General features: G+C 44.6%; 23 protein-coding genes and 1 pseudogene. 3 read left to right on the top strand and 21 right to left on the bottom strand.

Annotated elements, in window-relative coordinates:
* Positions 1-118: 118 nt before the first annotated feature.
* Together NYE35_RS02095 and NYE35_RS02090 are read left to right on the top strand one after the other, a co-directional pair.
* A complete protein-coding gene (locus NYE35_RS02095; RefSeq protein ID WP_167348483.1) occupies positions 119-262 on the top strand; it encodes a hypothetical protein in 144 nt (47 codons plus the stop codon).
* Positions 263-435: 173 nt separating this feature from the next.
* Entirely contained in the window at positions 436-2,718 is a 2,283-nt protein-coding gene (locus NYE35_RS02090; RefSeq protein WP_341120056.1) for a TPM domain-containing protein, read from the top strand.
* Positions 2,719-2,809: 91 nt separating this feature from the next.
* Here NYE35_RS02090 and NYE35_RS02085 read toward each other — a convergent pair whose 3' ends face one another.
* From NYE35_RS02085 to NYE35_RS01990, 20 genes are all read right to left on the bottom strand, one after another.
* Positions 2,810-4,426 carry an ATP-binding protein gene (locus NYE35_RS02085; protein ID WP_036687435.1) on the bottom strand — a complete coding sequence of 539 codons (1,617 nt, stop codon included), beginning with the start codon at positions 4,424-4,426 and terminating at the stop codon, positions 2,810-2,812.
* 192 nt (positions 4,427-4,618) lie between these two features.
* Positions 4,619-5,407, bottom strand: a complete 789-nt coding sequence (locus tag NYE35_RS02080; RefSeq protein ID WP_038568317.1) for a formate/nitrite transporter family protein — start codon at positions 5,405-5,407, stop codon at positions 4,619-4,621.
* 461 nt (positions 5,408-5,868) lie between these two features.
* Entirely contained in the window at positions 5,869-6,969 is a 1,101-nt protein-coding gene (locus tag NYE35_RS02075) for a toxic anion resistance protein (RefSeq protein WP_036687432.1), read from the bottom strand.
* An 11-nt stretch (positions 6,970-6,980) separates the two neighbouring features.
* A complete protein-coding gene (locus NYE35_RS02070) occupies positions 6,981-7,697 on the bottom strand; it encodes a hypothetical protein (protein ID WP_370510591.1) in 717 nt (238 codons plus the stop codon).
* Between the two features lie 25 nt (positions 7,698-7,722).
* Complete coding sequence (locus tag NYE35_RS02065; RefSeq protein WP_036687430.1) at positions 7,723-8,778, bottom strand: ATP-grasp domain-containing protein; 1,056 nt, start codon at positions 8,776-8,778, stop codon at positions 7,723-7,725.
* A complete protein-coding gene (locus tag NYE35_RS02060; protein ID WP_036687429.1) occupies positions 8,775-9,608 on the bottom strand; it encodes an HAD family hydrolase in 834 nt (277 codons plus the stop codon). Before NYE35_RS02060 ends, NYE35_RS02065 begins: the two co-directional genes overlap by 4 nt.
* Positions 9,605-10,756, bottom strand: a complete 1,152-nt coding sequence (locus tag NYE35_RS02055) for a cysteine protease StiP family protein (protein WP_076101184.1) — start codon at positions 10,754-10,756, stop codon at positions 9,605-9,607. Before NYE35_RS02055 ends, NYE35_RS02060 begins: the two co-directional genes overlap by 4 nt.
* Positions 10,737-12,179: a phosphoribosyltransferase family protein gene (locus NYE35_RS02050; protein ID WP_445321942.1), complete on the bottom strand. Its 1,443-nt coding sequence runs from the start codon at positions 12,177-12,179 to the stop codon at positions 10,737-10,739. Before NYE35_RS02050 ends, NYE35_RS02055 begins: the two co-directional genes overlap by 20 nt.
* The gene (locus NYE35_RS02045) at positions 12,124-13,332 is read right to left on the bottom strand and encodes an HpcH/HpaI aldolase/citrate lyase family protein (RefSeq protein WP_256717344.1); all 1,209 of its coding nucleotides are present in this window, start codon (positions 13,330-13,332) and stop codon (positions 12,124-12,126) included. The genes NYE35_RS02050 and NYE35_RS02045 overlap by 56 nt, the downstream gene beginning before the upstream one ends.
* Positions 13,333-13,556: 224 nt before the next feature.
* Positions 13,557-14,297: a TerC family protein gene (locus NYE35_RS02040; RefSeq protein WP_036687425.1), complete on the bottom strand. Its 741-nt coding sequence runs from the start codon at positions 14,295-14,297 to the stop codon at positions 13,557-13,559.
* A gap of 27 nt (positions 14,298-14,324) precedes the next feature.
* Positions 14,325-15,605 (bottom strand): TerD family protein, encoded by a 1,281-nt coding sequence (locus NYE35_RS02035; RefSeq protein ID WP_036687424.1) that lies wholly within the window; start codon positions 15,603-15,605, stop codon positions 14,325-14,327.
* A gap of 133 nt (positions 15,606-15,738) precedes the next feature.
* On the bottom strand, positions 15,739-16,320 hold the full coding sequence (locus NYE35_RS02030) for a TerD family protein (protein ID WP_036687422.1): 582 nt from the start codon (positions 16,318-16,320) through the stop codon (positions 15,739-15,741).
* A gap of 56 nt (positions 16,321-16,376) precedes the next feature.
* Entirely contained in the window at positions 16,377-16,952 is a 576-nt protein-coding gene (locus NYE35_RS02025; RefSeq protein ID WP_036687420.1) for a TerD family protein, read from the bottom strand.
* Positions 16,953-16,981: 29 nt separating this feature from the next.
* A complete protein-coding gene (locus tag NYE35_RS02020) occupies positions 16,982-17,578 on the bottom strand; it encodes a TerD family protein (protein WP_076107382.1) in 597 nt (198 codons plus the stop codon).
* A gap of 124 nt (positions 17,579-17,702) precedes the next feature.
* On the bottom strand, positions 17,703-18,149 hold the full coding sequence (locus NYE35_RS02015) for a tellurite resistance TerB family protein (protein WP_036687417.1): 447 nt from the start codon (positions 18,147-18,149) through the stop codon (positions 17,703-17,705).
* 155 nt (positions 18,150-18,304) lie between these two features.
* Entirely contained in the window at positions 18,305-19,027 is a 723-nt protein-coding gene (locus NYE35_RS02010) for an amino acid ABC transporter ATP-binding protein (RefSeq protein WP_036687449.1), read from the bottom strand.
* 10 nt (positions 19,028-19,037) lie between these two features.
* Positions 19,038-19,688: an amino acid ABC transporter permease gene (locus tag NYE35_RS02005; protein ID WP_076124698.1), complete on the bottom strand. Its 651-nt coding sequence runs from the start codon at positions 19,686-19,688 to the stop codon at positions 19,038-19,040.
* A 93-nt stretch (positions 19,689-19,781) separates the two neighbouring features.
* Positions 19,782-20,591, bottom strand: a complete 810-nt coding sequence (locus NYE35_RS02000; protein WP_445321963.1) for a transporter substrate-binding domain-containing protein — start codon at positions 20,589-20,591, stop codon at positions 19,782-19,784.
* A gap of 231 nt (positions 20,592-20,822) precedes the next feature.
* A complete protein-coding gene (gene aguB, locus NYE35_RS01995; protein ID WP_076107380.1) occupies positions 20,823-21,698 on the bottom strand; it encodes an N-carbamoylputrescine amidase in 876 nt (291 codons plus the stop codon).
* Between the two features lie 54 nt (positions 21,699-21,752).
* On the bottom strand, positions 21,753-22,781 hold the full coding sequence (locus NYE35_RS01990) for an agmatine deiminase family protein (RefSeq protein ID WP_038568299.1): 1,029 nt from the start codon (positions 22,779-22,781) through the stop codon (positions 21,753-21,755).
* A gap of 183 nt (positions 22,782-22,964) precedes the next feature.
* Between NYE35_RS01990 and NYE35_RS31365 the strand changes: the two are divergent.
* Positions 22,965-23,306, top strand: a pseudogene (locus tag NYE35_RS31365) (LysE family transporter); the annotation flags it as partial.
* A 13-nt stretch (positions 23,307-23,319) separates the two neighbouring features.
* On the opposite strand, the gene yfcE reads toward NYE35_RS31365, so the two are convergent.
* Positions 23,320-23,868: a phosphodiesterase gene (yfcE, locus tag NYE35_RS01985; RefSeq protein WP_076107379.1), complete on the bottom strand. Its 549-nt coding sequence runs from the start codon at positions 23,866-23,868 to the stop codon at positions 23,320-23,322.
* Between the last annotated feature and the right edge of the window lie 31 nt (positions 23,869-23,899).

Genomic DNA, 23,899 nt, shown 5'->3' with positions numbered 1-23,899 from the left:
TTTACATAGAAAATGTGGATAATAGCAATAACGACAAAACGATGATAATGATTATCATTATTATAAGCGTTAATAATTTCAATTTACTATATTTAAGTTAAAAGGAGACTGATCACCCATGAACGTTACCTCTACCCGAACAACATTACAGGTTGACGATTATCTGGATCTGCTCAATCTTGCCGTTAAAGTTGGAGATTTGAAATGGCAAAAAGAAATTAAATCCAGACTGCAATACATTCTCTGTCTGCCGACAAGATAATGCTTCTGAATATACGCCGTGTTCCCTTATTGGGAGCATGGCTTTTTTTGTTGGTATGCCGACATACTATATAATAATAGGAGTATCTCCAGGTCACCTGATGGTTAATGATATAGTATAATTATCAGCATAATATATAGAATAAAAAGCCCTTCAGATCGGAGCGTGTCAGCTTGAAAAAGTATATAGCTTTATTCTTAATGCTCAGCCTGTTATGGATACCCGGTGCATATGCCGCTGGAATTCCTGCACAGCAGGGATTCGTTACCGATAACGCTGAAATGTTCAGTTCCGCAGAAGCCGCGTCTATTTCTGCTACCGCTACTGGAGAACTCCTGACCATCCATTTACTCACTGTAGATTCCACAGACGGTACTCCAGCTGATAAGTATGCAGACAAGGTTTACGACTCGTGGAAACTGTCCACGCGGGATCTTCTACTGCTGATCTCCGCTGGTGACCAGTCCATTGAGCTAAATTTCTTAAATCCAGGCTTTCAAAGCTCGTTAAATACTTGGTCTAAGAATCAGGGAGGGTCCTCGGGAAGTTCAGCCATCCAAAAACTGCTCGACACTTATTTCATTCCTTATGCCAAAAAAGGGGACTTCGCTGGCGGGACAAAGGCTTTGATTAATGCCATCCATTCTATTGGAGATCGTGCCGGCAATACTGGAGGAACCGCAGGAAGCGGGAGCGCAGTCGGCGCCGGGAATGGTGTAAACCGCTCCAGCAGCTCCATGTTTATGATTGCAGCGATTCTTATCGGAGCCCTTCTAATCCTCCTTGTACTCTTTGTAGTGGTTACGGGCCTGCGTCGTCGCAAGCAGCTTAGCGAGCAACAGAAACAGTTATCTAATTTAATGGTCCAGGCAAATCGGGCACTGGAATCGCTAAATCCTTTTCAAGGGATCGTTCAAGGCAAGACGGGAGAGCTAGTCGAGGGTATTTCTAAGCGGCTGTCTGCCAAGCTCGTTGAAATCTCTGCACTACAAAGCGAAGGTCAAGGCGTTCAGCCGGCATTTTATCGCTTGGCTGCCCTCAAGACAGCTGTGAAACAATTACAGCTGACCGAAGCTTCCTTCCGCGCAGCGCTTGAAGAGGAAGAGAAACACATTGCTGTCATCAGCGAAGCTGACCGCAATGTCAAACAGCGTATTACAGAGCTGAAAGAGGATACGCCGGAGCTTGAAGAGCAACTGCAAGGTGCAGTTAAAGAAACCGGATATGAGCTTCAAGAAATTGTAGAGGAACTTAAGGAGCTTGCGGAGGAGACAGCTAAGGCAGACCAATTAGAGCTTTTTGATCCCATTGCTGCACAAGAGGTTACCGAGGATGCACAGGAACGTCAGGAAAAGATCGAACAGGATCTGAAGGATGTTGATCTCTATGATGATAAGCTAAACAAATTCCCTACGGTATTAGCTGCGGCACGTGCCAAAATCACCGGGATCATTGAACAGAATTCACTGCACAATATGAAGGTTAAGCCATATGATCACCTGGAGCAGGCCCGCGCAGAATCGTTGACTCTTGAAGCGCCACTGCGTATAGGAGATATGGATGAGGTGCGCAGAATCGGCGCCAGTCTAGACCTTCTTCTGGATGAAGCTATTGCTATGACAGAGCAACAAGCACTGCTGCGGCAGAATAACCGTAGAGATCTAGAGACATTCCGCACCACATGGAGCCATTTGAAACAGCGGCGAGACGAGCTGCAGGCACGAATTACAGAAGCACGTGTACATTTCGAAGAACAGCATGTAGCTACTATAGAGAATATTCTGACGGAGTGGAGCACACGTCTTCGGGAAGGCGCAGGTGAAGTGGCGCAAATTGAGAACTGGACCAGTGATGAACGGGGCGAATATGACAAGGCCCACGATGCGCTGGAGCGCTTGCTGTCATTGCAGGATGAAGCTGGCCGGCAATATGACGGTGTCTCTGAAAGTCTAAATGTATTAAATGAAAGACTTGATAAAGTACAACGTCTCTTCTCCGAAGGACAAAGCCGGGTAGAGACGACCCAGCGAATGCTGCACAGCAGAGGCTTGTCTTCCAGAATCCGCTTTGAGTTGTCCTTATTGCCGGAATATAGCCAGTTGGAGCAACGGCTGGCATCCCGGCCTTACAACCTGGAGGAACTGGAATCGATTGGCCGCGCTTATGACGCTCAGATCACTTCCTTTGTGAATGAAGCGAACCGAATCATTCGCCAAAAGGAAGAGGAAGAACGGCTGGCCCAGCTAGCCATGATGAGAGAGCAACAGCGGCGTGCACAAGCCCGTAAACGAATGTCCTCTGGTCCTCCTTCTTCAGGTGGATTCGGTGGGGGACGTTCCTCCGGCGGCTCTTCCTGGGGCGGTGGCGGCAGTGGCGGCAAATCCTCCGGCGGTTCTTCTTGGGGCGGTGGCGGCGGCAAATCCGGTGGAAATTCATCGGGTGGCTCAAAGTGGTGATTCCTCACACTTAGATGCAAATGGATATACAAAAAGACTCTTTCGCCTATATCTGGCGGAAGAGTCTTTTTAATTATGAATTATTGCTGTTTCATTTGTGGTATGAATGTGCCATTGGAAGATAAATTGTAACGGCTGTGCCCACTCCCTTTTCACTAGCTATTGCCACATATCCTCTGTGGGCAGTCACGATTTTTTTGACAATCATGAAGCCAAGTCCATTCCCATCGCCTCTGGTCGTGTGAAAGGGCTCCCCTAATTTCTCCAGAACTTCCTTGTTCATACCCTCTCCATTATCGGTAAAGGTAATCACCTGGAATTCATCCTTCACATCAAGAGTTACTGTAATGCTCCCGCCAAAAGGCAAAGCTTCCATTGAATTTCTTAGGATATTCAGGAAAATCTGCTTAATCTGATTGCGGTCACATTCGATCTCAGCATCATAATGGATCTTTGTATTCAACGCTATATTATTCATCTCCACCTGAATCGCGAAGATATTCAATACTTCCAGAAGGATCGTACTACATTGTTCAGTCATATAATGCGCAGCCTGTGGCTTACCCAGAATAAGAAACTCGCTCACAATGAGATTCATTCTTTCCACTTCTGACATAATGAGATCATAATGCAGCAGACGTGAATCTTTATTAGCCAGTTGAAGCATCCCTTTCACCGTAGTCAGGGGATTGCGGATCTCATGTGCAATGCTCATGGCCAGTTGTCCTGCGACCACTAGCTTTTCTGTATTGCGCAGCACTTCTTCCGTTCTTTTCATCTCCGTGATGTTGCGCAAACTTCCAATCACACGCGCTAAATAACCATTCGCATCGTAAACGGGTAGTACATCTAACATATAATGCTCGAACAACCCGTTTTTCTCCTGAATCACTTCTAACCCGGCACATGCGACATGATGTATGATGACATGTTGAAAGTATGCGCCCACATTCCTAATTTCAAAGACACTAGTTCCAACAACAGACTCTTGATGCTCACCACCCAAATGAAGCATGGCTAAACCGTTCTCATTTATATTCACGACTGTTCCGAATTGATCTGTTATGATTACCCCTAAGTAATTGGTCTCTAGCAAAATCCGATTTAATAATTGCAGCTGAGAATTTCCTCTCCGCAACAAAATCTCACGTTCAATCGAGTCAGCCATCGTACAGAGCAGAGGCAGCAAATGGGGATGGGCTACATCTATATCTGCCATAAATGAAATTGTACCTAAGATTTCCTGCCCATTTTCTTTATAAAATGGAGCCGTACAGCATACTAAATGATGCAAAATATGATGGAAATGGTCTCGTCCTGTCAGCTGGAATGGCCTCTGATATTCAAGGGCTAAAGCGATTGAATTGGTACCCACCTCTTTGTTCATCTGCACGCCTTCTTTGATGCCTACCTGTCCTACGAGATCAATAATCGTTGCATCTCCCTGGAACGCCAATAGATAACCTGCATCATCCGAAATCGTAATTAGGATCGGGTTCCCCTTTACTGAGGACAGAAATTTTTTGACAAAAAATTCGATAACCTCAATCACTTCACTATATACGCTAAGCTGCGCTCCCAATTCATCAGCAGAATATCCCTTTGCAAAGACAGGCGGTTGCTCAGGATCAATTCCTTGGTCTATACAATGCTGATTGGAAGCCTTAATAATGGTCTCATCCGTCAGTATCCCTGTTGTCTCATCCAAAGCCCTTACCCCATTCTGTATGAATCTTCAATTTTGCATTGCATAATTATGTATTCTACCTCTCTCCCTCTAATCCTTTTCAATCCTTAAAAATCAAATAATCCCAATGTTAAAAAATAACTTTCTGCACAAAAAAACTCCACCCCTGTAAAAGAGCGAAGTTTTGGAGGATTATTATTTTCTGTTTTTCTGTTAATGCTTAGTGTCATCCAAAAAAGGTTTATTCACATAATAATACATTACCCCCATCAGTACGCCACCGCCAATTAAATTGCCGATCGTAACGGGGACAAGGTTATGGAACACTCCATACCACGATACCGTTCCGGGATGATCAAGTACAAGCGCAATCGCAAAGGTACACATATTGGCAATACTATGCTCATAGCCGGAGATGAAAAAACAGAATACGAATAAGACCATTGCGAACATTTTGGCCCCATCGCCTTTCATATTCATGGGTATAAAAAAAGCCATACAAACGAGCCAGTTACAAAGAATGGCCCGAAAGAAAAGCTGACCTGCCGGGGCTTCCATCTTATGCTCCACTACATATAACAAAAATCCGTTTACATCTGAGCTATAGAACAGTCCTGTCAAAAAAATCAGTAAGGCAAAAACGGCAGCTCCAAGAATATTACCGATATAACTCATGATCCACATGCGGACAACCTCAGACCATTTCATTTTCCGTCTTAGTGCCGTGTATGTGTAATAAAAAGTATCTCCGGTGAATAAATCCCCACCACCAAAAGAAATTAGAATAATAGCCGCTCCAAAAGTTATCGCAGCCATTGGATATGCAAAGGGGGATTGCTCCATAAAGAAATAGTTGCCTGTCTTAAAGGCTACAATTACACCGAATCCGATAAACATACTGGCCAGCATGGCTCTGGCAATATAGCGCATTACGCTTTGCCGGAATATCTTCTGTTTCTTAAGTGCTAAATGTTCAACCTGAAGCAGCGCCTCGTTCTCCATGTGACCTCCTTAGGGATTTTGGTATTTCCAGCTGATTATGGGCTAATCGTACAGCCTTGCGTTATTATACCCAATAACCCGCTGGAAATTACTTGAACCAATTCACGCCAAAAAATCCCTGAATACTTACGGGGAAGCGAAGCTACCTCTTGCTAATTGTCTTCATTCATTTTAGCAATGGCTTCTGCTTTTTCACTGCTGGCGACGATGATAAGCACGAGTATCAAACAGCCTAAAACCATAGCCTATCCCCACTTCCTCCACATGTAGTCTTGTGACAACTTATGTATGTGGATAGGGCTTTATGTTTGGCTACAGCAAACTTCGTTTGATTAGATCGCGTTTACGCCTATACAGCAGGTGAAGCAAACTACCCCATAACCAAAAAAAAACAGAGCAGCGAGCCCCCAGAAACGAAGGCTCACTGCTCTGCTATATTTTTACGGTCTTTTTTTAACTAATTAGTTCAAGAAACTGCTCAGTTGGCTCTCTGCTTCACCTTGTTTCAGCGCCTCAGGCTTGTCCGCTTCATTGAGACCTAGACGATTGCCCAATTGGGTATTGATCGTCGTCATTTTGGATGTATAATCCTGGCAGCTCTCGATAATACGACGGTTTGACTGTTCCGAAGTGTCTAATGCGCTAAGCAGATCGCCGATCGCTTGATTCACGGCTTCCATAGACATGGAAGGTTTGGATAGAAGCTCGGTCGTTTTTTCTGTAGTCGTACGCAGCAAGCGTGCATTTTCTTTAAACTGATCTTCAATCGTCTTATTTGTTGCTTCTACAGCATTGATAACATTCTCCTGATCGGCCAGCGACATCGCAATCATTGCCGACACTGTGATCAGATTAGAGGTCTTATCAATCGCATTATTCACGGAATCGATCAGTTTATCATTATTGTCATTGATGATATCTGTAGCAGCGATCGCTTGATTGTACAATAGAATCATCTCTGTCATGGACTGAATACGAACCATCACTTTACGTAGACCACGCTCCAGATAAGCTTTACGGAACTCATTCTCAGGCTTCGCAATCTCCACCTCGAACAGCTCTTTTAGCTTATTGCCGAAGGCAATTTTGGTCTGCAGGTTATAGATCTCCTCCATAGAGGTACGTTTCAGCTGGCGCATATTTACAATACTCTCTTCGAGGGTATCCCTGCCGTCGCGTAGACCGGTAACAATCGCATCAATATTCGTGCGGACAGACTGATATTTGTACACATAGTTCTTCATCGGACTCTTCCGCAGCATTTTGCCGAAAAAGCTAACATTCTTACTCTGTTGCAGATTTTCACACTCATTCCGCAGCTTCATAATCATGTTAGGCACTTCAACACGCTTACCGGACATCAGGTCATTTACCGGACGATCCAGCAGTTTGAGGGTTTGGCCTGCTTTTTCCTGCGTCTTCACCCCAAGCTTCCCGATATCATCCATTAAAGAATCAAGTGTGACTGTATCTGTTTGGGATACCTTCTCGATCAATTGTGCCGCTTCTTCGACTACCTTTTGTTCATCTTCTTTTTTTAATTGGATCAACTGCGTGGACATGGGTTTCCCTCCTATAATTCGGAACTGCTATACCGCTGATGAATCAGTTCCGCCTTCGTCTGAAGTTCCATCAGGTCTTTATGTTCGATCGTCGAAGCAATATCCGATATTTTGGAATCAACATCTCTTAGACCGTTCAGCAGCGTTCTCCGATTCTTCGTCTTTGCTTCACCACTTAGGCGCAAAAATGGGTTAATCACACCATTCAAATCCTTCAGAATCAATCTGCGGACCGTGTGATTAATATCGCCATTATTGAGCTCCTGCAGCAGCGGAATTACACGTTGAAGTCTCGCAAAAAGCGCCAGTGATTTCTCGACAATTTCATTGTCCAGTGTATCCTTCTGCCCTTCGGAGATAATCATATCTTCCAGAATGCTAAGGTACTCAACTACCGGAGCAAATTCCGGTCCAATCTTCGTCGGTTCTGCCTCAGTTCTACCACTATTGCCCGGATTAAATGGTGCAGCATTATTTGCCGCACTATTTAATTGCGGAGCATTTGCAGAGGGAGCTGGAGCAATAGGTACCGTCTCTGGACCTGCTGGCAGCACCTCAGCCGGAAGGTTGGTTCTCGGACTTCTCGTTGCAAGAACCCCTACAGCAGCACCTGCTACAGGCAACAGCAAGGAGAGTAACTCAGGCAGAAAAGAGCTCGTTAATACAGCGACAACATAGCCAATACCGGCATACAGCAATATTTTCGATTTAAATTTAATTTTTCTCACCTCTTGTGAGCGAGATTGCGAACGCTCAATTCACGGGATCCGAAATTACGGATTCGCCGTTTATTTTCATAATTAGCGGCTGCTCTACATGGCTGGCAAGCACATTATCGCCGAACTCCGCAGGCTGGACCTCTCCGCCGAGTGCACTTTTGACAGCCAGGTATGGAAAGTTAATTCCAGACAGACAAGAAATATGAAGACCTCCAGACATCCGGGGGTTAATCTCCAGCAGTTTAGGAATTCCCCCACTATACTTCATTTGAATATTGAAATTGAAAGGTATTTTATATACCTCTGCTACCCGAGAAGCGATCTCCTCCAGCTCCGGAATATGCTCCATCAGCCGCAGACGGCCGCCAGCTTTACGACGGGGCACAGCCGCTAACAGTCTGCCGTTCTCATCTGACAAACAATCTATACTATATTCATAACCTTCCAGCAATTCCATCACCATAAGTTCAGGGAATGTAGCTTCACTTCCCAGAATACGATAAGCCTCTTCGAAGGATATCAGCGGTGTTACATGACCAAACAGCTCCTGGAGAGGACTACGTGTGTTATCAATGATACGGAAGCCGAGGCCCCCCTCTGTCTCCGTAGGTTTAAAGCATACGCGATGCCCTTTGGCTACAAGATCATGATAAGCCTCTTTGAACTGCTCTGCTGTACTTACCACATGATAATCAGGAATTGTCATAATCCCGGTTTCCTTAACACTTTCGTAGAACTTACCCTTATCCATGATGGTCTCCAACAAGTCCAAATCTCTACAGACCAGAACCTTGGTACCAATCGCATCAAACATAGCAGCATGCAAAGCTATATCCAGCATATGTAACCGTGGAATAAAGATATCGATCTCATTGCGGCGACAGAAATCCACGCAAAATTGAACATATTCTATTCCAGTCAGTGCCGGTTCAGTCCCAGCAACATCAGCCCCTTGAAGTGACATATGGTGAATATCTGGGTGCGTGGCGAAGATTTGTACAGGAACGCCATCCTCATTATTGCGGATGAGATTCATATAATGGTAAGCGACGGAAAACCAGCGATTGAAATAAATGTTTACCTTTTTCATAGTGGCCCAACTCCCAATACGGTTAAGTTATTATAGATCATGTTTACATACTGTAGAATTTCATCACCAGCAAAAACACCCGCTTGCTTCGTAAAGGGATACCTTGATTTTACAAGACCACTCTGCTGCTCTGCAAATATTTCTCCATGACAAGGAGCAATCGCATAGTCCGCACTTTCTAGTAAACTCTTATCCAACAAGGAATCTCCCGATGCTACCATCGGTTCTGACCGAACCGTCCGGCGTACATGAACAATCGCATCACTTTTATTTACAGCGGCAGGAACGACATATAGCTTGCGCCCTTGTAAGGATACCCGCCAGCCCAAATCGTATAATCGCTCTGCCAGATTCGTAATCTCATCCATAGGTAATAAATCACGCACTACCACAAAGGTATAGAATAAATCATCACAATACCGCTCACTAATGATCCATTCCTCGTGCACTACAGACCTAACATGCATTCTAACTTCTTCTGCCGCAGCCGATTCATTTTGAACAAGCCTGCCCACAGAAGCTCTCCAGCTCTTATCCACTTCGCCACCAATCAGAATATTCCCGCCATTACTAGTAATCGCGTAGTCTGGAATAATCGTGTCTTGAAACAGATTAATACGCTTATACTGCGCGATTGTACGTGTTGTAACGGGCATAAAGATAATACGGGAAGTAAGCTCCATCAGATCAGCCAATGCTTTTTGGGAAATGTATGAAACCGTCTTGCCATCCACAACCTCCGCAGGAACCAGGCCCGGAGTATTCTCCGGGACACCGATTGCATTTAGGGAATAGATTAACGTTCGGTCCAAATCACTGGCATAGATCATTCCGTCTCACCTCTCAGCGGTTTAATAATCCCGCAACAGGAATAGGTGAGTCCAGGGAATACTTCTACTGGAACCCCCCTATCCTCTGCTAAGAGAATAATATGACGGAGATTTGGATTATCCATAGTATCGACAAGAATCTTCCACGGTACTCTGCGCAGCAGCACTCGGGTTGTTTCTCCGACTCCGGGCTTGACCAAATTGATGTTATCTATGCCGAACACTTCTTGAATACTCTGAATATCACGCAGCCCCTGCCATGTAATTTCTGGCGGGGATTGCTGCATCTGTTCAGCAATCGCTTGTGCTTCTTCCGCAACGGAGGAGAAATACGGGCAGATCGCCGCAATGAATACATTAGATACATCCGTATCGAGCCATTCCTTGTAGAATTTAGCCCCATGGAATTCTTCCGGACCGATTAAATCGTCGCGCAGCACTGTCCGGCTCATCAGCCCTGACACCGTAGAATTGAGGCATGCACTAGGAATAAGATAATCCTCTCTAGTACCGAACGTGCCTGAACAATTCCCGGGATCAGCCAATACGGCCAGGTCATCATTTAGCCGAATGCCATATTTCTCATACAGGCTGTTGCACGCTTCAATCAATACCTGGCGAATAGCTCCTTTCCCCGTCCATCCATCGACAAACTGCAAATCAGCGTCAAGCCCGTGCTTTTGCAGAATATAGAGGATTGCGTTCTCATCAATCCCCTTGCCCCGAATGATAGAGATACTATAATGCGGCAAATCAGCATCATATCGCTCTTGGATATAACGCTTAATCAGTACACCAATTGGTGTTCCCGCTCTTGCCAAAGAGACTAACACCGTATCAAGTCCCCGTTGAGCGACAATCATCTCAGAGACTACCGCTACTGCTAGAGCGACCTTCTCCGCAGATTGCTCCAGCGTCTCGTGAAATAACTCAATATACTGCTCAGTAGGCTGATATTCCACGGGCAGCATCTCAGAGTAATGTACACCTGATTGAATGGCGGCCTCTCTTTCGTCAGTCGCCCGCTCCAGTGAAACATCACTCAGATCCTTAAGTAAAAATATAACATCTGATGGAGAATAGCTGCCTAGCGGAACCGGTTCGGCTATACTTCTGTTTAGAATTTCTTCAGTTACTGTTCCCTTCATTGGTAGGGCCTCCACTTCTTCTTTCCGAGGTCAGTACAATAAGATGCACTTTATGGCGGGCCAGTTTCTTCAGTATATCAAGCATAGGTTTCATACGTTCATGCGGTACATCACGCTCAATCAGCACAAATATATCATCGTATTGATCAGGAGCTACATTATAGATAAAGTTTGTGATCTCCGGGTCGCCGGCTGAAGGATAGGCAGCAGCACTATGCACCCCATAATCCGGTCGACGCTCAGGGTGGATTGGACTTCTAGTGGAAGACTGATAAGCAATCCCTTCCCCCATTTCCGCCGCCACTCTCATCGGAAGATACATAAATTCTCCTACGCCCATTACCAAGGCTTTCGGTCCTCTACGCAATTGCCGCAGCTGTTCAGCTATTCGCTTCACACCCTGATCAAGCCCCGGATTATCCTGCGACACAATTCCGAAACGTCCACTATATTTCATATACGGCGCTGTGTTAATCTCACCATATGAATCGATAGAGGATACCTCCAGTCGTTCCATTCCATCTGGAGCATAAGTGGTTACAACCTCACACTCTAAAGCAGCCTCTCTATCCAGCTGCTCTGTATCCTTATTAAACACTGGTGAACCTATCACTTCAATATTCCCTTGCAGCAGACATAACGACTTAATGCGAATCCCCAGCTCCTGCTCAAGATCACAATAGCGTTGAAGATTGCTGCCGCTTCTCCAGTCCAAAAGGGAGACTACCACATATTCCTCCCGCGGGAACTTTGACTGAATATCCCGAATCGTATTGATCGCGGTTTTCCCAGTCGTAATCTCGTCATCTACCAATATAATAGGCTCTGTCCCAGATAAGAGTTCGGTATCCAAGGCATAACATAGATGATCAACCGCATGAGAATGTTCTTCTACAAAACTTACAACAGACTCCAAATCAGGAATATGCTCACGCGTAGTATGAATATATGATGCCTGCTCAGCAAAGATGTTGTACACACTGTGACCCAGTGCAGTTGCCGTTTCTGCGAATCCAATAAAAACCACAGGCTTGGGCAAAACCAGCTGGGCCGCTAGCAAATGTTGATAGGCTTCCTTAGCAAATTCAGGATGAATCAGCCCATGAACCGCCATATCCAATAACTCTGTCATACGATCACTGTCCACGGAATCACCGTTCATCTCCTGATATAACAGCAGCGCCAACGCTGCTCCGCTTAGAAGTGAAGTATACGGATCGACGGGGATATGCTTGCCAAGCACCTTACTGACAAACAGAAAAGTCCGCTTTTTATTAATTCGCGCCGCCATAGAGAATAAAGAATCCAGAGGCATATGAAAGGGGTTAAAGGTTTCGGTTACATTCACTTGCAGGTTCTCGACTATGTTATACGTGCGTAAATTCGTTTTCGGGTAATAATCCGACAAAATGCTGTTGTTCATGTAACACCCCGTATATTTGAGATCGTAGTAAAGTTCGTCTTGCCCAATTGAGATGGGGCTTAATTTCATTCATTTTATTAAAATATTGACTCTTAAACACGCCCAAACTGCCATCATTACTTTCTACAATGCTTAAAGCATCAACGTATTCCTCATGCATAACCGTATACATCGCCTGAACAGGTCTGAGGTGAGAAGGATGGATAATCGTCTTGCCTACAATTCCATTCTCTTTATCTAAAATAACCTCACGAATTAGCCCGTCTACACTGCTCGAAATATAGCTATTCCGCATATCACGGCCGTTTTTGCCGTAAGTATCCTCAAATGGGGTCTGCCGCAGCTGCGGCCGGAGAACTCGATGGCCTTTATTCGCAAAATACTCCCAGACGGGTCCTGAGATCACATATCCCTCTTCAACCCGCCCAAACACATTGATAATGTCCGAGATACAGTCACGAATAGGAGTAAGATCATAAATACTAACATCAGGACTGCGACGCAGTCCGAACAGACTGGAGAAATCCGTTGCCCCAATTCTGACGTTTAGGACAAGTTCACGGTAATTACGGAGTAAATCACGGATAGATAGCAGACTGTCCACTCGACTTTCCCGATAAATAATAGGTGCAGTTTCCAAGATTGGCATCCCGTAAAGCACAGGATCATTATAACCACGCGTATCGTTGTACTCAGCTAACGTTTCAAAATATTGAATTCCATTGTCCACAGAGAACTTAGGAAAAACAAACCCTGTTAACATCGTTACCAAGGATCCCAAGCGGAAAATCATTTGCCGGAGTTGGTCCGGGTTACGTACTCGTATAAAAAGAAGCGGGAGGCTGTTTGCCGAATCCAGCTCATTTTCTGCGTAAGCAGCTAGATAAATAAGATGCTGGATAATAGACTCCTCTGCATTGTCAACCTGGTCATCTCCGATTGCGTCCTCCAGATCTATAATAACCGTCACCAGACCTGCATTCTTGAGCTTAATGATGTCTTCTGCAACACTTGCACGGGTAGCCGGCATATAGAGGGCAGCGCCGACAGCGTAGGCTAGCAGTTCCTTGTTCGTGGTATGATCAAATGAGATAGGCGGAGTGTAAAACAAAGAGTTTTCTTGTTCTTTCGTCAGGTAATCGAAGTATCTCAAATCGGTTCCCCCTTATAGTTTTGCGAAGCCAAGCAAAACAAGCGTAGACCTCTCCTCATAGAGAGTGTCAGAACCGGCAATACTGTCCCTTGGGATGGCATCTTGGCTCTCTCAAATATAAGTGAAGGCCTACGCTATAACATATACGATTACCTGAAAGAAGCAGGCGTTTCTATTCTTGCATGATCGGCTCCGACTTCTCTATGGTGCACTTACTTTTTTAATCATGCACTTTTGTGGGCATCTTTTTTCTTACGTCTAGCACTGTAGAGGATCGTACCCACGAATACCGCTATAAGGATTGTAAAGAATACGACATGCGGCAATTCAAAGCCAAAAGCACCCGCTAGCATCTTACCCGCAATAATGGCGATAAGCAGGAACGCTGCCTGTTCCAATTCAGGGAATTTATCAATAAGCTTCAAGAATACCTGCGCCACTCCGCGCATCATCAGAACTCCTAATATACCACCCATAAAGAGAACCCAAACCTGATCGCTAAGTCCAAATGCAGCAATGACACTGTCAATACTGAAAGCAATATCCATTAATTCAACAAGGAGTACCGTCTTCCAAAAAGAAGTGCCTTTATTCTCCGTATGCTCTTCGCCACTGCCCTTAAATAAACCTTTATATGCGATATAAAAGAGATACAGCGCACCAAGAACCTTAACCAAAGTAAACTTAATAAGAAATGTCCCTAGTCCAATGGCCAGGAATCTGAACAAATAAGCCCCTAAGATACCGTAGAAAAGTGCCTTTTTCTGCTGCTCCTTAGGTAGATGCTTAACCATAACGGCAAGCACAAGCGCATTATCTGCAGAGAGCAAACCTTCTAGTAGAATTAAGCTTCCGATAATCCCCCAGCTCACAGGATCAGAGAGCGTGCCTACTACATCACTCCATGAGAAAAAATGCCCGTAATTCTCACTAATATTTCTAAAAAAATCTGCGAACCAATCCATTACACTTTGCGCCTCCGGTAAAATCGATTATTTGCTGCCCGCAACCCAGCGCAGCCCCCATCCATAGGCTTCATCCATCTCACGATGACCACTGTAATATTGCACCAGCCGTTCAACACTAAATGTTTCATTGCTTACATTCCGGAATAACGCAATGGCACACATCCCTTTTCGGTTGTTATGCTCGTCCAAATTTACAATGATATCAGGTCCACCGCCTTGTTTGATGGTGACAACCCCATCGGCCTCCGACCAGTTGGTTACCCCTTTATAAATAAAGGAAAACACTAGAATGCGTTCAATCTCGGAAATTTTGATACCATTTATACGCAAATTCTCACCAGTAGTTACGGAGCCTGTACGATCATCCCCATCAAGCATGACATAAGGAGGTTGATTTAATGAGCCAAAGGCATTGCCTAACGCTTGTACCACTCCTTTACTGCCATTCTTCAGTTCATACAGACAAGCAAGATCTAGATCTACGCCATTTTTACGACTAAAGAGTCCGCCCTGTTTCTGGTTCCAGTTGAGATTAATCAACACTTCCCCTAGATCACCACTGGCTGATTTTTTCAAATTGATGGAATCGCCTTTTTTCTTCAGCTCGATTTTCTTCAAGTTGAGATTTATTGGCGAAGGCGGAGGTGTGGGTGGAGGGCTCTCTTCACGTTTCACTGGCTGCGCAGGCGGCGTTGCGAAGATTCGTGGTGGAATCTGCGGCTTAACCTCCGGCTGTGGAGCAGCAGGAGCAGGCTCCTCATTCGCTTCAATACCAAAGTTGCTGCATATCTCTTTCAAACCTCCGGCAAACCCCGCTGCAATGGCACTGAACTTCCATTCACTGTTATATCTATATAATTCCCCTACCACAATGGCCGTTTCCACGGAGAAAAGATTGTCGAGATCACATCGGAGCAGTTCCGCACCTGTTACTTGATTCAGAATCCGAAAATAGGCCTGACTTACTTGCCCAAAACTTTGACCCCTTTTCTCCCCATCATAGATGGTAAGTGTAAAGGCAATCTTCATCACATCGGAAGGAATCTTATCCAATTGAACTTCGAATTGCTTGCGGTCATTGAATCCTGGCACATCCTTATACCTAATATAAGAAGTGGCTGGATTATTATAAAATATTAAATCCTCGTCTTTACTTACCTTACCCTCTGATCCAAGCAGGAAAGCAGAGCTATCAATCTCCAGAGCAGCCGGAGCATTCCAGCCGATTTCTACGATTATAGAATGAAGTCCAGCATTGCCTTTGGTCAGATCAGCTTTTTGCCCTTTGACTACGTTAACACTCATTCTTACGCCACCTTTATAAATGGAGTAAACCAACCCATAATTTTGTAAAAAAGAACCCCACAAAGTGGAGTCTGTACTGCTCTAAATATTTAGAAAAAGGGCAGGATCGGTAATGACCCCGCCCACTTGGATGCTATTGCGCGTCCAGTCCATAGTTTCTGCATAAAGCGCTTAGACCGCCGGCAAAGCCACTTCCAATCGCCTGGAACTTCCAATCCGCACCATTGCGGTAGAACTCACAGAATACAACAGCTGTTTCAGTTGAGAAGTCTTCACCCAGATCAAAGCGAAGCACTTCACGATCATTAGAAGCATCTACCACACGTACAAAGGCATTGGAGACTTGTCCAAAGTTTTGTGCCCGAGTTTCGTAATCATAGATCGTTACCGTTATTCCGATGCGCTGAATATGAGCAGGGATTTTGCTGAAGTCAACAACAATCTGCTCATCATCTCCGTCCCCCTCACCCGTACGGTTATCCCCCGTATGAGTCAAAGAACCTGCGCCACCCGAGGGATTATTGTAGAATACAAAATCATCGGAGCCCTTGGCTTTACCATCTTCATGCAGTAGAAAGGCTGAAGCATCAAGGTCAAAATCTTGGCCGCCGCTATACTTATTAGTATCCCAGCCCAATCCTACTACTACCTTAGTCAAACCCGGATTAGTCTTGGTAAGATCAATCCGTTGTCCTTTAGAGAGACTGATCGTCACTGACAAAACCTTCCTTCATTATTCATTTGGTTCATCTTTGGCATATACAACGAAATTTATTGCAGGCCGTAGTCGCGAGTCAAACCGCTCAAGCCGTCTTTATAGCCGCTGCCGATGGCATTGAACTTCCACTCTGCACCATTACGATACAGTTCGCCTACAACAACACCAGTTTCAATAGAGAAATCCTCACCGAGGTCGAAACGAATCAGCTCTTCATTGTTCAGATCGTTTACGATACGTACATAAGAACGGGAAACTTGTCCGAAGTTTTGACTTCTTGCTTCAGCATCATAAATTGTAATAGTAAAAGCTACTTTGTCTACATCAGCAGGGATGTTCTGAAGATCCACTTGAACCTGCTCATCATCACCATCGCCTTCACCTGTACGGTTATCGCCGGTATGAACAACAGAAGCATTTTCATTTTGCTTGTTATTGAAAAAAATAAAGTTTGTTTCTTTATCAACTTTACCACTAGCATTGGTCAAAAAGACGGATACGTCCAAATCGAAATCTTTTCCGCCGTCATATTTATTAGTGTCCCAACCAAGACCTACTGTGATTTTGGATAGACCTGGGTTTGTTTTCGTTAAATCGATCTTTTGACCTTTGGATAGATTAATTGCCATGATTACATACCTCTTTTCTTATATTTGGATTATACGTAGCGTTCTGCAAGTTGATTGATATGAGCGGCGTGGCTGCCTTCACCAATTGCAGCGAATTTCCATTCCCCACCTTGGCGGTAAAGCTCTCCACAAATAAGTGCCGTAAAACCTGTGTAGTTGTCTGATAAGTTAAATTTAATCAACTCATTATTCCCGGCAGCATTCATTACCCGAATATACGCTGATTTGATCATTCCAAAATCCTGTTTGCGATTCACTGCATCGTAAATGTTAACGACAACCAGAACCTTGTGAACATCGGCAGGAATGGCTTTCAAATTAACCATGATTTGCTCGTCATCTCCGTCGCCTTCACCCGTCAGATTATCTCCGGAATGAATAACCGAGTTGCAAGGACTTTGCTTGTTGTGGAAGCAGATCAGGTTACCCTTCTTAGTTAGCTTACCATCCTCATTTAATAGCAGTGCTGAGGCATCACAGTCGACATTCGCCTGTTTCTTGACTCCAAAGAATCCCCGCGAGGCTTCAATCGGATCCCAGCCTAAGCCCACAATTACATTGGACAAGCCCGCATTACCTTTAGTCAAATCAATCTTTTGACCTTTTACCAGATTAATTCCAGCCAAATCAACGTACCTCCGTTTCCGATAAAAATCATTATCTGTTAGTCTAGCTTTTAGGTGTTATATCAGTGATACGATAAAGATTAAATTACGTTTCAACGAACTTTCATCTATGACTCCACCTAATTTATAAACTGAATTCGCTAGGGTTTAATCCCAAGACGCTACAAATATTCCGCACAACTGCTTTTTCATAGTCATCAAAATCGCCATCGGCCGATCCAATTGCCGAGCATACGCCCACGATTAAACGTCCTGCATCTGGTTTGCCGCTAAACTTTGCGATGGCCTTCAAAGCCTCTTGTTTCCCTATTTCCGGTGAGAATTCGAAGTTGCTTACATAATAGTTAAATTGAGCAATGACATCTCTCATGTCAAATACCTTCAATTCATTACTCATATTCATATAGCCGGCCATTTTATTTTTCTCTGCTTCTTCTATTTTACCGTCAGCCGCAGCCACCAAAGCGCAGCCCGCAACTACAGCATTCATAAAATCTTTATTTTTGAATTTTTTCACTTGATCTGTTAGTCCGCTTTTGGTTGTGTTTAACCAGTTTTTAAATGTGCTCATCGTATTCTCCCTCTATCACTGCAAGATTATGATAACAAAAGATATCCCCAGAGCCTCCTCTCCACGTTCCGACAGATTTTGCATATAAATCCCTGAAATAACCGTTACTCTTCTAATATACCTGATAAAATAACAAGATTCTACTTTCCACAAAATTACAGCACCTTTGATAGAAAGGAGCGTGTCCGTTCTTGCACAGGATTTCCGAACAGCTGCTCCGGACTTCCTTCCTCCACAATCTCACCTTGTTCCATAAACAGCACACGATCTCCCACCTCACGCGCAAAGCCCATTTCATGCGTCACCACGACCATCGTCATCCCCTCACGGGCCAGCTCCTTCATCACCGCCAGCACTTCCCCCACCATCTCCGGGTCAAGCGCTGAGGTTGGTTCGTCAAAGAGCATAATTTGGGGCTCCATAGCCAGCGCCCTTGCAATTGCTACCCGCTGAGCCTGCCCCCCAGACAATGAGGCTGGATACATCTCTGCTTTTTCACTTAGACCTACTTTTTGCAGCAGCTCAAGCGCTTTTTGCCGCGCTTTATCCGGAGACCATTTACGCACCTGAACCGGCGCCAGCATAATGTTTTCTATAACCTTCATATGAGGAAATAGATTAAACTGCTGAAACACCATCCCAAGCTCTGTACGGATATCGTTAATCTTCGTACTCGCCGCCATCAAAGAAGTGCCTTCAATTACAATCTCGCCCCCCTGCGGCTGCTCCAGTAAATTAAGGCAACGCAAAAAGGTGGATTTACCCGATCCGGACGGCCCAATAACCACCACTACCTCCTGACTGAAAATATCGATACTTATGTCGGCCAGCACCGTATTTGTTCCAAATGATTTATGTAAGTTCCGTACTGAAATCATAGGCTCCATCCTATTTCAGCCTCCGTTCAACGTAATTCAGCAGCTTGCTAAGAGAATAGGTAAGAATGAAATAAATAAGTGCCGCTGTCAAATAAGGCTCCCATATCCGCAAATATTGCCCTTTCATCGTGTTGGTCCAATACATTATTTCCGGTGCAGCCACTAAAGCCAGAAGAGAGGAGTCTTTCACAAGCACAATAAACTCGTTACCAAAAGCCGGAACCATCCGTTTGATCGCTTGCGGTAAAATAATAAATCTCATCGCTTGCCGACTAGTCATCCCCAGTGAAATAGCCGCTTCCCGTTGCCCACGATCAACCGACTGAATGCCTGCCCGAAAAATCTCAGCCGAATAAGCAGCCGAATTAAGCGACAGAGCAACAAACGCAGTAATTAGAGCATTGGTTTTGCCGTAAAGCGGGGGAATCACTCCAAAGTGAACAATCAGAATCTGCACATACAGTGGTGTTCCTCGAAAGAAATTGATATATGAATGAAAAGGCCAGCGCAAATACCATTTAGGAGCCATTTTGCCAAATCCGATCCCCAGTCCCAAAATAGAGCCAAATAAAATAGAAACTACAGAAATGCCGATAGTCAGCAGTGTCCCTTTTAAAAGGACGGGCAAATAATGAATAATAATGTCCATTCTAAAATCCATAGGACTCTCCCCTTCTCTTCTTTATGTCATCTCTCTTTAAAAAAATAAGCATGCGCAATAGCTATCATTACGCATGCTTATTAGGTTCTTTCCTTATTTTGCGTTCAATAAGCTATCCAGGTTAGGTTCTTCGCCGAACCAAGTTTTGTAGATTTCCGTGTACTTTCCGTTTTCCAATACCTTCTTAATAGCCGGATCCAGTTTCGCTTTTAACTCACTGCCCTTAGGGTAAAGAATGCCGTAATATTCCGCTCCGAAGTTCTCCGTGTCTACAATCCCCACCAGCTTCTGCTTAGGATTGTTTTTCATGTACTCACGTACAATAGCAATATCCGCTATGACCGCATCGGCTCCGCCGCCATTCAGTTCCATCAATGCCACCGCATTGCTGTCAAAACGTTTCAAGTTAGGGTTGTCGACGCCCATTATTCCGCTCATCAGGTCGTCTGCAGTTGTGGCCCCTTGTATTGCAACTACTTTATCTTTAAGATCAAGTGCATTTTTGATGTCGCTGCCTTCTTTAACCATGATCATATTGGTAGATTCGAAATAAGGGATGGAGTAGTCATAGGTTTCTTTACGTTCATCCGTAATGGATACTGAAGACAGCCCTGCTTGATACTCCGTTCCCTGCTTCACACTTTGAAGCATCGTTTCCCAGCCTGTGTTCGTTACGTCATAGTCTATTCCCGCTTCTTCCATAACTGCCTTAATAAAATCGATGTCGAATCCTTTGATTTTATCCGTGTCCATGTACTCCATAGGAGCGTAGCTGGCATCACTGGCAAACTTAATTTTCTCTGCCGGGGATTCGTTACCAGCTTTACTGTTATTTGCTCCACAACCTACCAATCCAACCACCACCAATGAGATAAAAACTGACATTAAAGCGCGACTTTTTATTGTCATATCTCCATACCCCCTATTTTCGGAAATAACTTAAAGAGATTTTAACAGATTAAAGGATTCATGACAATTAACTTTTCTATTTTATGTAAGGTTATATAACATAATATTATTATTTTATAAGTTTTATACGTACATCACTCTCAAAAAATTACCATCAAACACAAAAAGGCACTGCCAGAGATTGTATTCTCCCTAGCAATGCCTTTAGATTTAACCTTAAACCTATTAAAGTGTGATATCTCCATCATAAGAACCGATCAATTTATACAAATCCGGCCGGCGGTCACGGAAGATTCCCCACTCGATCCGTCCAACTTCCAAAGCATCCAGATCGAATTCGCTTACCAGCACGGTTTGCTCATCACGTCCAGCCTCAACGATTTTATTGCCCTGAGGACCTGCAATGAATGATGAACCGTAGAAATTAATGCTCGAATCCTCATCAATTTCTTCACCAATACGGTTGGAAGCCACGACTGGAATAAGATTAGCAGCTGCATGTCCAAGCATACAGGTCTGCCAATGATCCTTGGAATCGATCGATCCATCCTGCGGTTCAGAACCAATAGCCGTTGGATAGAACAGAATTTCTGCTCCCATCAGGCTCATTACTCTAGCCGCTTCTGGATACCATTGATCCCAGCAGATACCTACGCCAATCTTGGCATAACGAGTGTTCCATACCTTAAAGCCAGTATCTCCCGGATTAAAGTAGAACTTCTCTTCATAACCTGGGCCATCTGGAATATGACTCTTGCGGTATTTGCCAAGCACCGTTCCATCAGCATCGATTACAGCAAGTGAATTGTAACGCGCGTAATTCTTTTTCTCATAAAAACTAATTGGCAGCACCACTTGCAGCTCCTTGGCTACTGCTTTGAAATGATTAATCGCCTTGTTATGCTCAAGCTCTGTTGCGTATGCGTAATAATCAGCTTTCTCTTTTTGACAGAAATACGGAGTCTCAAACAGCTCCTGCAGCAAAATAATTTGCGCACCCTGTGCTGCCGCTTCTCTGACCAATGTCTCGGCTTTGCTGATATTCTCCTCAATATTGCTGGAACAACTCATTTGTGTCGCAGCTACTTTTACATTTCTCAAGAATCTGTCCTCCTTGTATATAAATGTCCCTTTGGACGTTTAGTTTCCTTCAAATTATTGCTGTGCAGGCATTTGCTGCGTAGTGCAATGTACATTCCCGCCTTCGGTGATAACGGCCATTCCGTTAACTGTACGAATCTTGCGATCCGGGAACAAACCAGCGAGCACTTTCTCAGCAAGTGTATCCGTTTCTGTTGCGGTGCCGCCAAACACAGGCAAGATAATTCCGCCGTTCACGAAATAAAAGTTCAAATAACTGAGCGTCAGACGACTGCCGTCATGATCGACCCGTGGTGGCTGCTGAATCTTGATAATCTCCAGCTTACGCCCTTTGGCATCTGTAGCGTTCTCCAGAATACGCAGATTTTCTTGCGTAATCTCATAGTTCTCATCCTGCGGGTCCTCACAGACCTGGATAATAACTTTGCCTGGTGCAGCAAAACAAGCAATATTATCAACGTGACCATCGGTTTCATCGCCGCTAAGGCCACGTCTCAGCCAGATAATAGCTTCTGTACCTGTATAGTTCCGCACGTACTCTTCGATCTCTTCGCGCTTCAGCTCCGGGTTGCGGTTTAGGTTAAGCAGACACTCTTCTGTAGTAAGCAAAGTGCCTTCTCCATCCGTATGAATCGAGCCACCCTCCATCACAAGCGGTGCATCAAAACGGGTGATCTGTGCATGCTCCAGAATCTGCGGAGCCACTTCGTCATCCAGATCCCAAGGTGAATATTTACCGCCCCAAGCATTAAACTTCCAGTTCACACCTGCCATTTGTCCTTCTTTATTAACAATAAAGGTAGGTCCGTTATCACGCAGCCAAGCATCGCTATGCGCAATAGGCAGCAGCGTTACATTCGGTCCGCCGACCAGATGTTCTACCCGCTCCACGTCCTCCGGGTTCACAATGACCGTGATCGGTTCAAACTCGGCGATGGCTGTGATAATGTCAGCATAACCTTGACACACTGACTCGTGGTTGTCCGGGAAACACATAGATTCCTGCACCGGCCAGGAGATAAAAGTACGTTCATGCTTGCCCCATTCCGGTGGCATTGTATAGTTCAAATCTTTAGGATTCATGTGTTAACTACCTTTACTAATATATTTGGAGCCATTCCTACCCTTAAAACTCCTTCCTCATCATACAATAATATGTTCTAGTGCTCAATTCCCTGGGACATTAATAATGTTGGAAGGAATTTTTTTTCGCAGCCCCCATTTTACAGTTAAAAAATTTAAGTTTCATCCGTTACAACGAAGCTAACAGAACCCAATTCCCCAAAAAGCTCACTGAATTCATACACGGTAACGCTGTTGCTGACGTTGTCTAATCCCATGACAATTATTTTTTCCCTTGGCGTATTCAGCGCATCTGGCGTCCTTCTGTCTCATAGCAGCTCCAATATGCCGTTTCTAGTTAGCGGCGTCTTTCTGGGTTCCGCATTATGGTGGATGGGTTTGACAGGGAGCACCGCTTTGTTCAGAAACAACATAATGTCAGGACGTTCGAAACAGCTCTTGTTCAACAAACTATCCGGATTGGTAATGTTGTCCTTTGGCATTGTCTCCCTTGTTCAATCTCTCAATCTTCAGGAGTTCCTTTAAACGATCCCTCTCACTATACGGTAATCTTTTTTACCACATTGCCTTCAAAATCCTTAACGATAAATTCCCCGCCCTCTAGAACAGCATAGGAATTCGGATTATTCTCTTTAGGCAGCGATATGGAGCCGGGGTTCAGCACGTACACTCCCTCCTTTACATCGGCAACTGGTATATGGGTATGTCCCTGAATAAAAATATCCTTCTCGGAAAGCGCCGGCAAATGCTCAATGCTAAAGCCATGACCATGTGTAGCGTAAATCCGTCTGCCTTCGTGCAAAAACATTACATAATCGCCCATCATCGGGAATTCCAGCAGCATTTGATCTACCTCGGCGTCACAGTTTCCACGCACTGCGGTTATCGGCTTGTTTTTGTTATATACGTTAAGCTTATTAGCAACCTCTTGTGGGTTATAGTCCTTCGGCAGCGGATTTCTTGGACCATGATATAGGAAGTCTCCTAGAATAATAAGACTGTCCGGCTGCTCTTCTTCTACCTTTTCCAAAGCCCGTTCCAGCCAAAATAAAGATCCGTGAATGTCGGAAATAAACATTAACTTCATCATGTATTCTCCTTTTCAACTTAACTTAAGT

It is taken from the genome of Paenibacillus sp. FSL L8-0494, assembly GCF_038003695.1.
In the GTDB taxonomy this organism is placed as follows: domain Bacteria; phylum Bacillota; class Bacilli; order Paenibacillales; family Paenibacillaceae; genus Paenibacillus_AQ; species Paenibacillus_AQ odorifer.
Note: the sequence above shows the minus strand (reverse complement) of the source record. Positions and strands in the feature narration are given on the sequence as shown.

Coding starts and splice junctions, on each gene's coding strand:
- NYE35_RS02095 (WP_167348483.1), top strand. CDS start 119: ATGAACGTTACCTCTACCCGAACAACATTACAGGTTGACGATTATCTG.
- NYE35_RS02080 (WP_038568317.1), bottom strand. CDS start 5,407: ATGGAGAACGAGGCGCTGCTTCAGGTTGAACATTTAGCACTTAAGAAA.
- NYE35_RS02075 (WP_036687432.1), bottom strand. CDS start 6,969: ATGTCCACGCAGTTGATCCAATTAAAAAAAGAAGATGAACAAAAGGTA.
- NYE35_RS02065 (WP_036687430.1), bottom strand. CDS start 8,778: ATGAAAAAGGTAAACATTTATTTCAATCGCTGGTTTTCCGTCGCTTAC.
- NYE35_RS02060 (WP_036687429.1), bottom strand. CDS start 9,608: ATGATCTATGCCAGTGATTTGGACCGAACGTTAATCTATTCCCTAAAT.
- NYE35_RS02055 (WP_076101184.1), bottom strand. CDS start 10,756: ATGAAGGGAACAGTAACTGAAGAAATTCTAAACAGAAGTATAGCCGAA.
- NYE35_RS02050 (WP_445321942.1), bottom strand. CDS start 12,179: ATGAACAACAGCATTTTGTCGGATTATTACCCGAAAACGAATTTACGC.
- NYE35_RS02040 (WP_036687425.1), bottom strand. CDS start 14,297: ATGGATTGGTTCGCAGATTTTTTTAGAAATATTAGTGAGAATTACGGG.
- NYE35_RS02035 (WP_036687424.1), bottom strand. CDS start 15,605: ATGAGTGTTAACGTAGTCAAAGGGCAAAAAGCTGATCTGACCAAAGGC.
- NYE35_RS02025 (WP_036687420.1), bottom strand. CDS start 16,952: ATGGCAATTAATCTATCCAAAGGTCAAAAGATCGATTTAACGAAAACA.
- NYE35_RS02015 (WP_036687417.1), bottom strand. CDS start 18,149: ATGAGCACATTTAAAAACTGGTTAAACACAACCAAAAGCGGACTAACA.
- NYE35_RS02010 (WP_036687449.1), bottom strand. CDS start 19,027: ATGATTTCAGTACGGAACTTACATAAATCATTTGGAACAAATACGGTG.
- NYE35_RS02005 (WP_076124698.1), bottom strand. CDS start 19,688: ATGGATTTTAGAATGGACATTATTATTCATTATTTGCCCGTCCTTTTA.
- NYE35_RS01990 (WP_038568299.1), bottom strand. CDS start 22,781: ATGAATCCTAAAGATTTGAACTATACAATGCCACCGGAATGGGGCAAG.
- yfcE (WP_076107379.1), bottom strand. CDS start 23,868: ATGAAGTTAATGTTTATTTCCGACATTCACGGATCTTTATTTTGGCTG.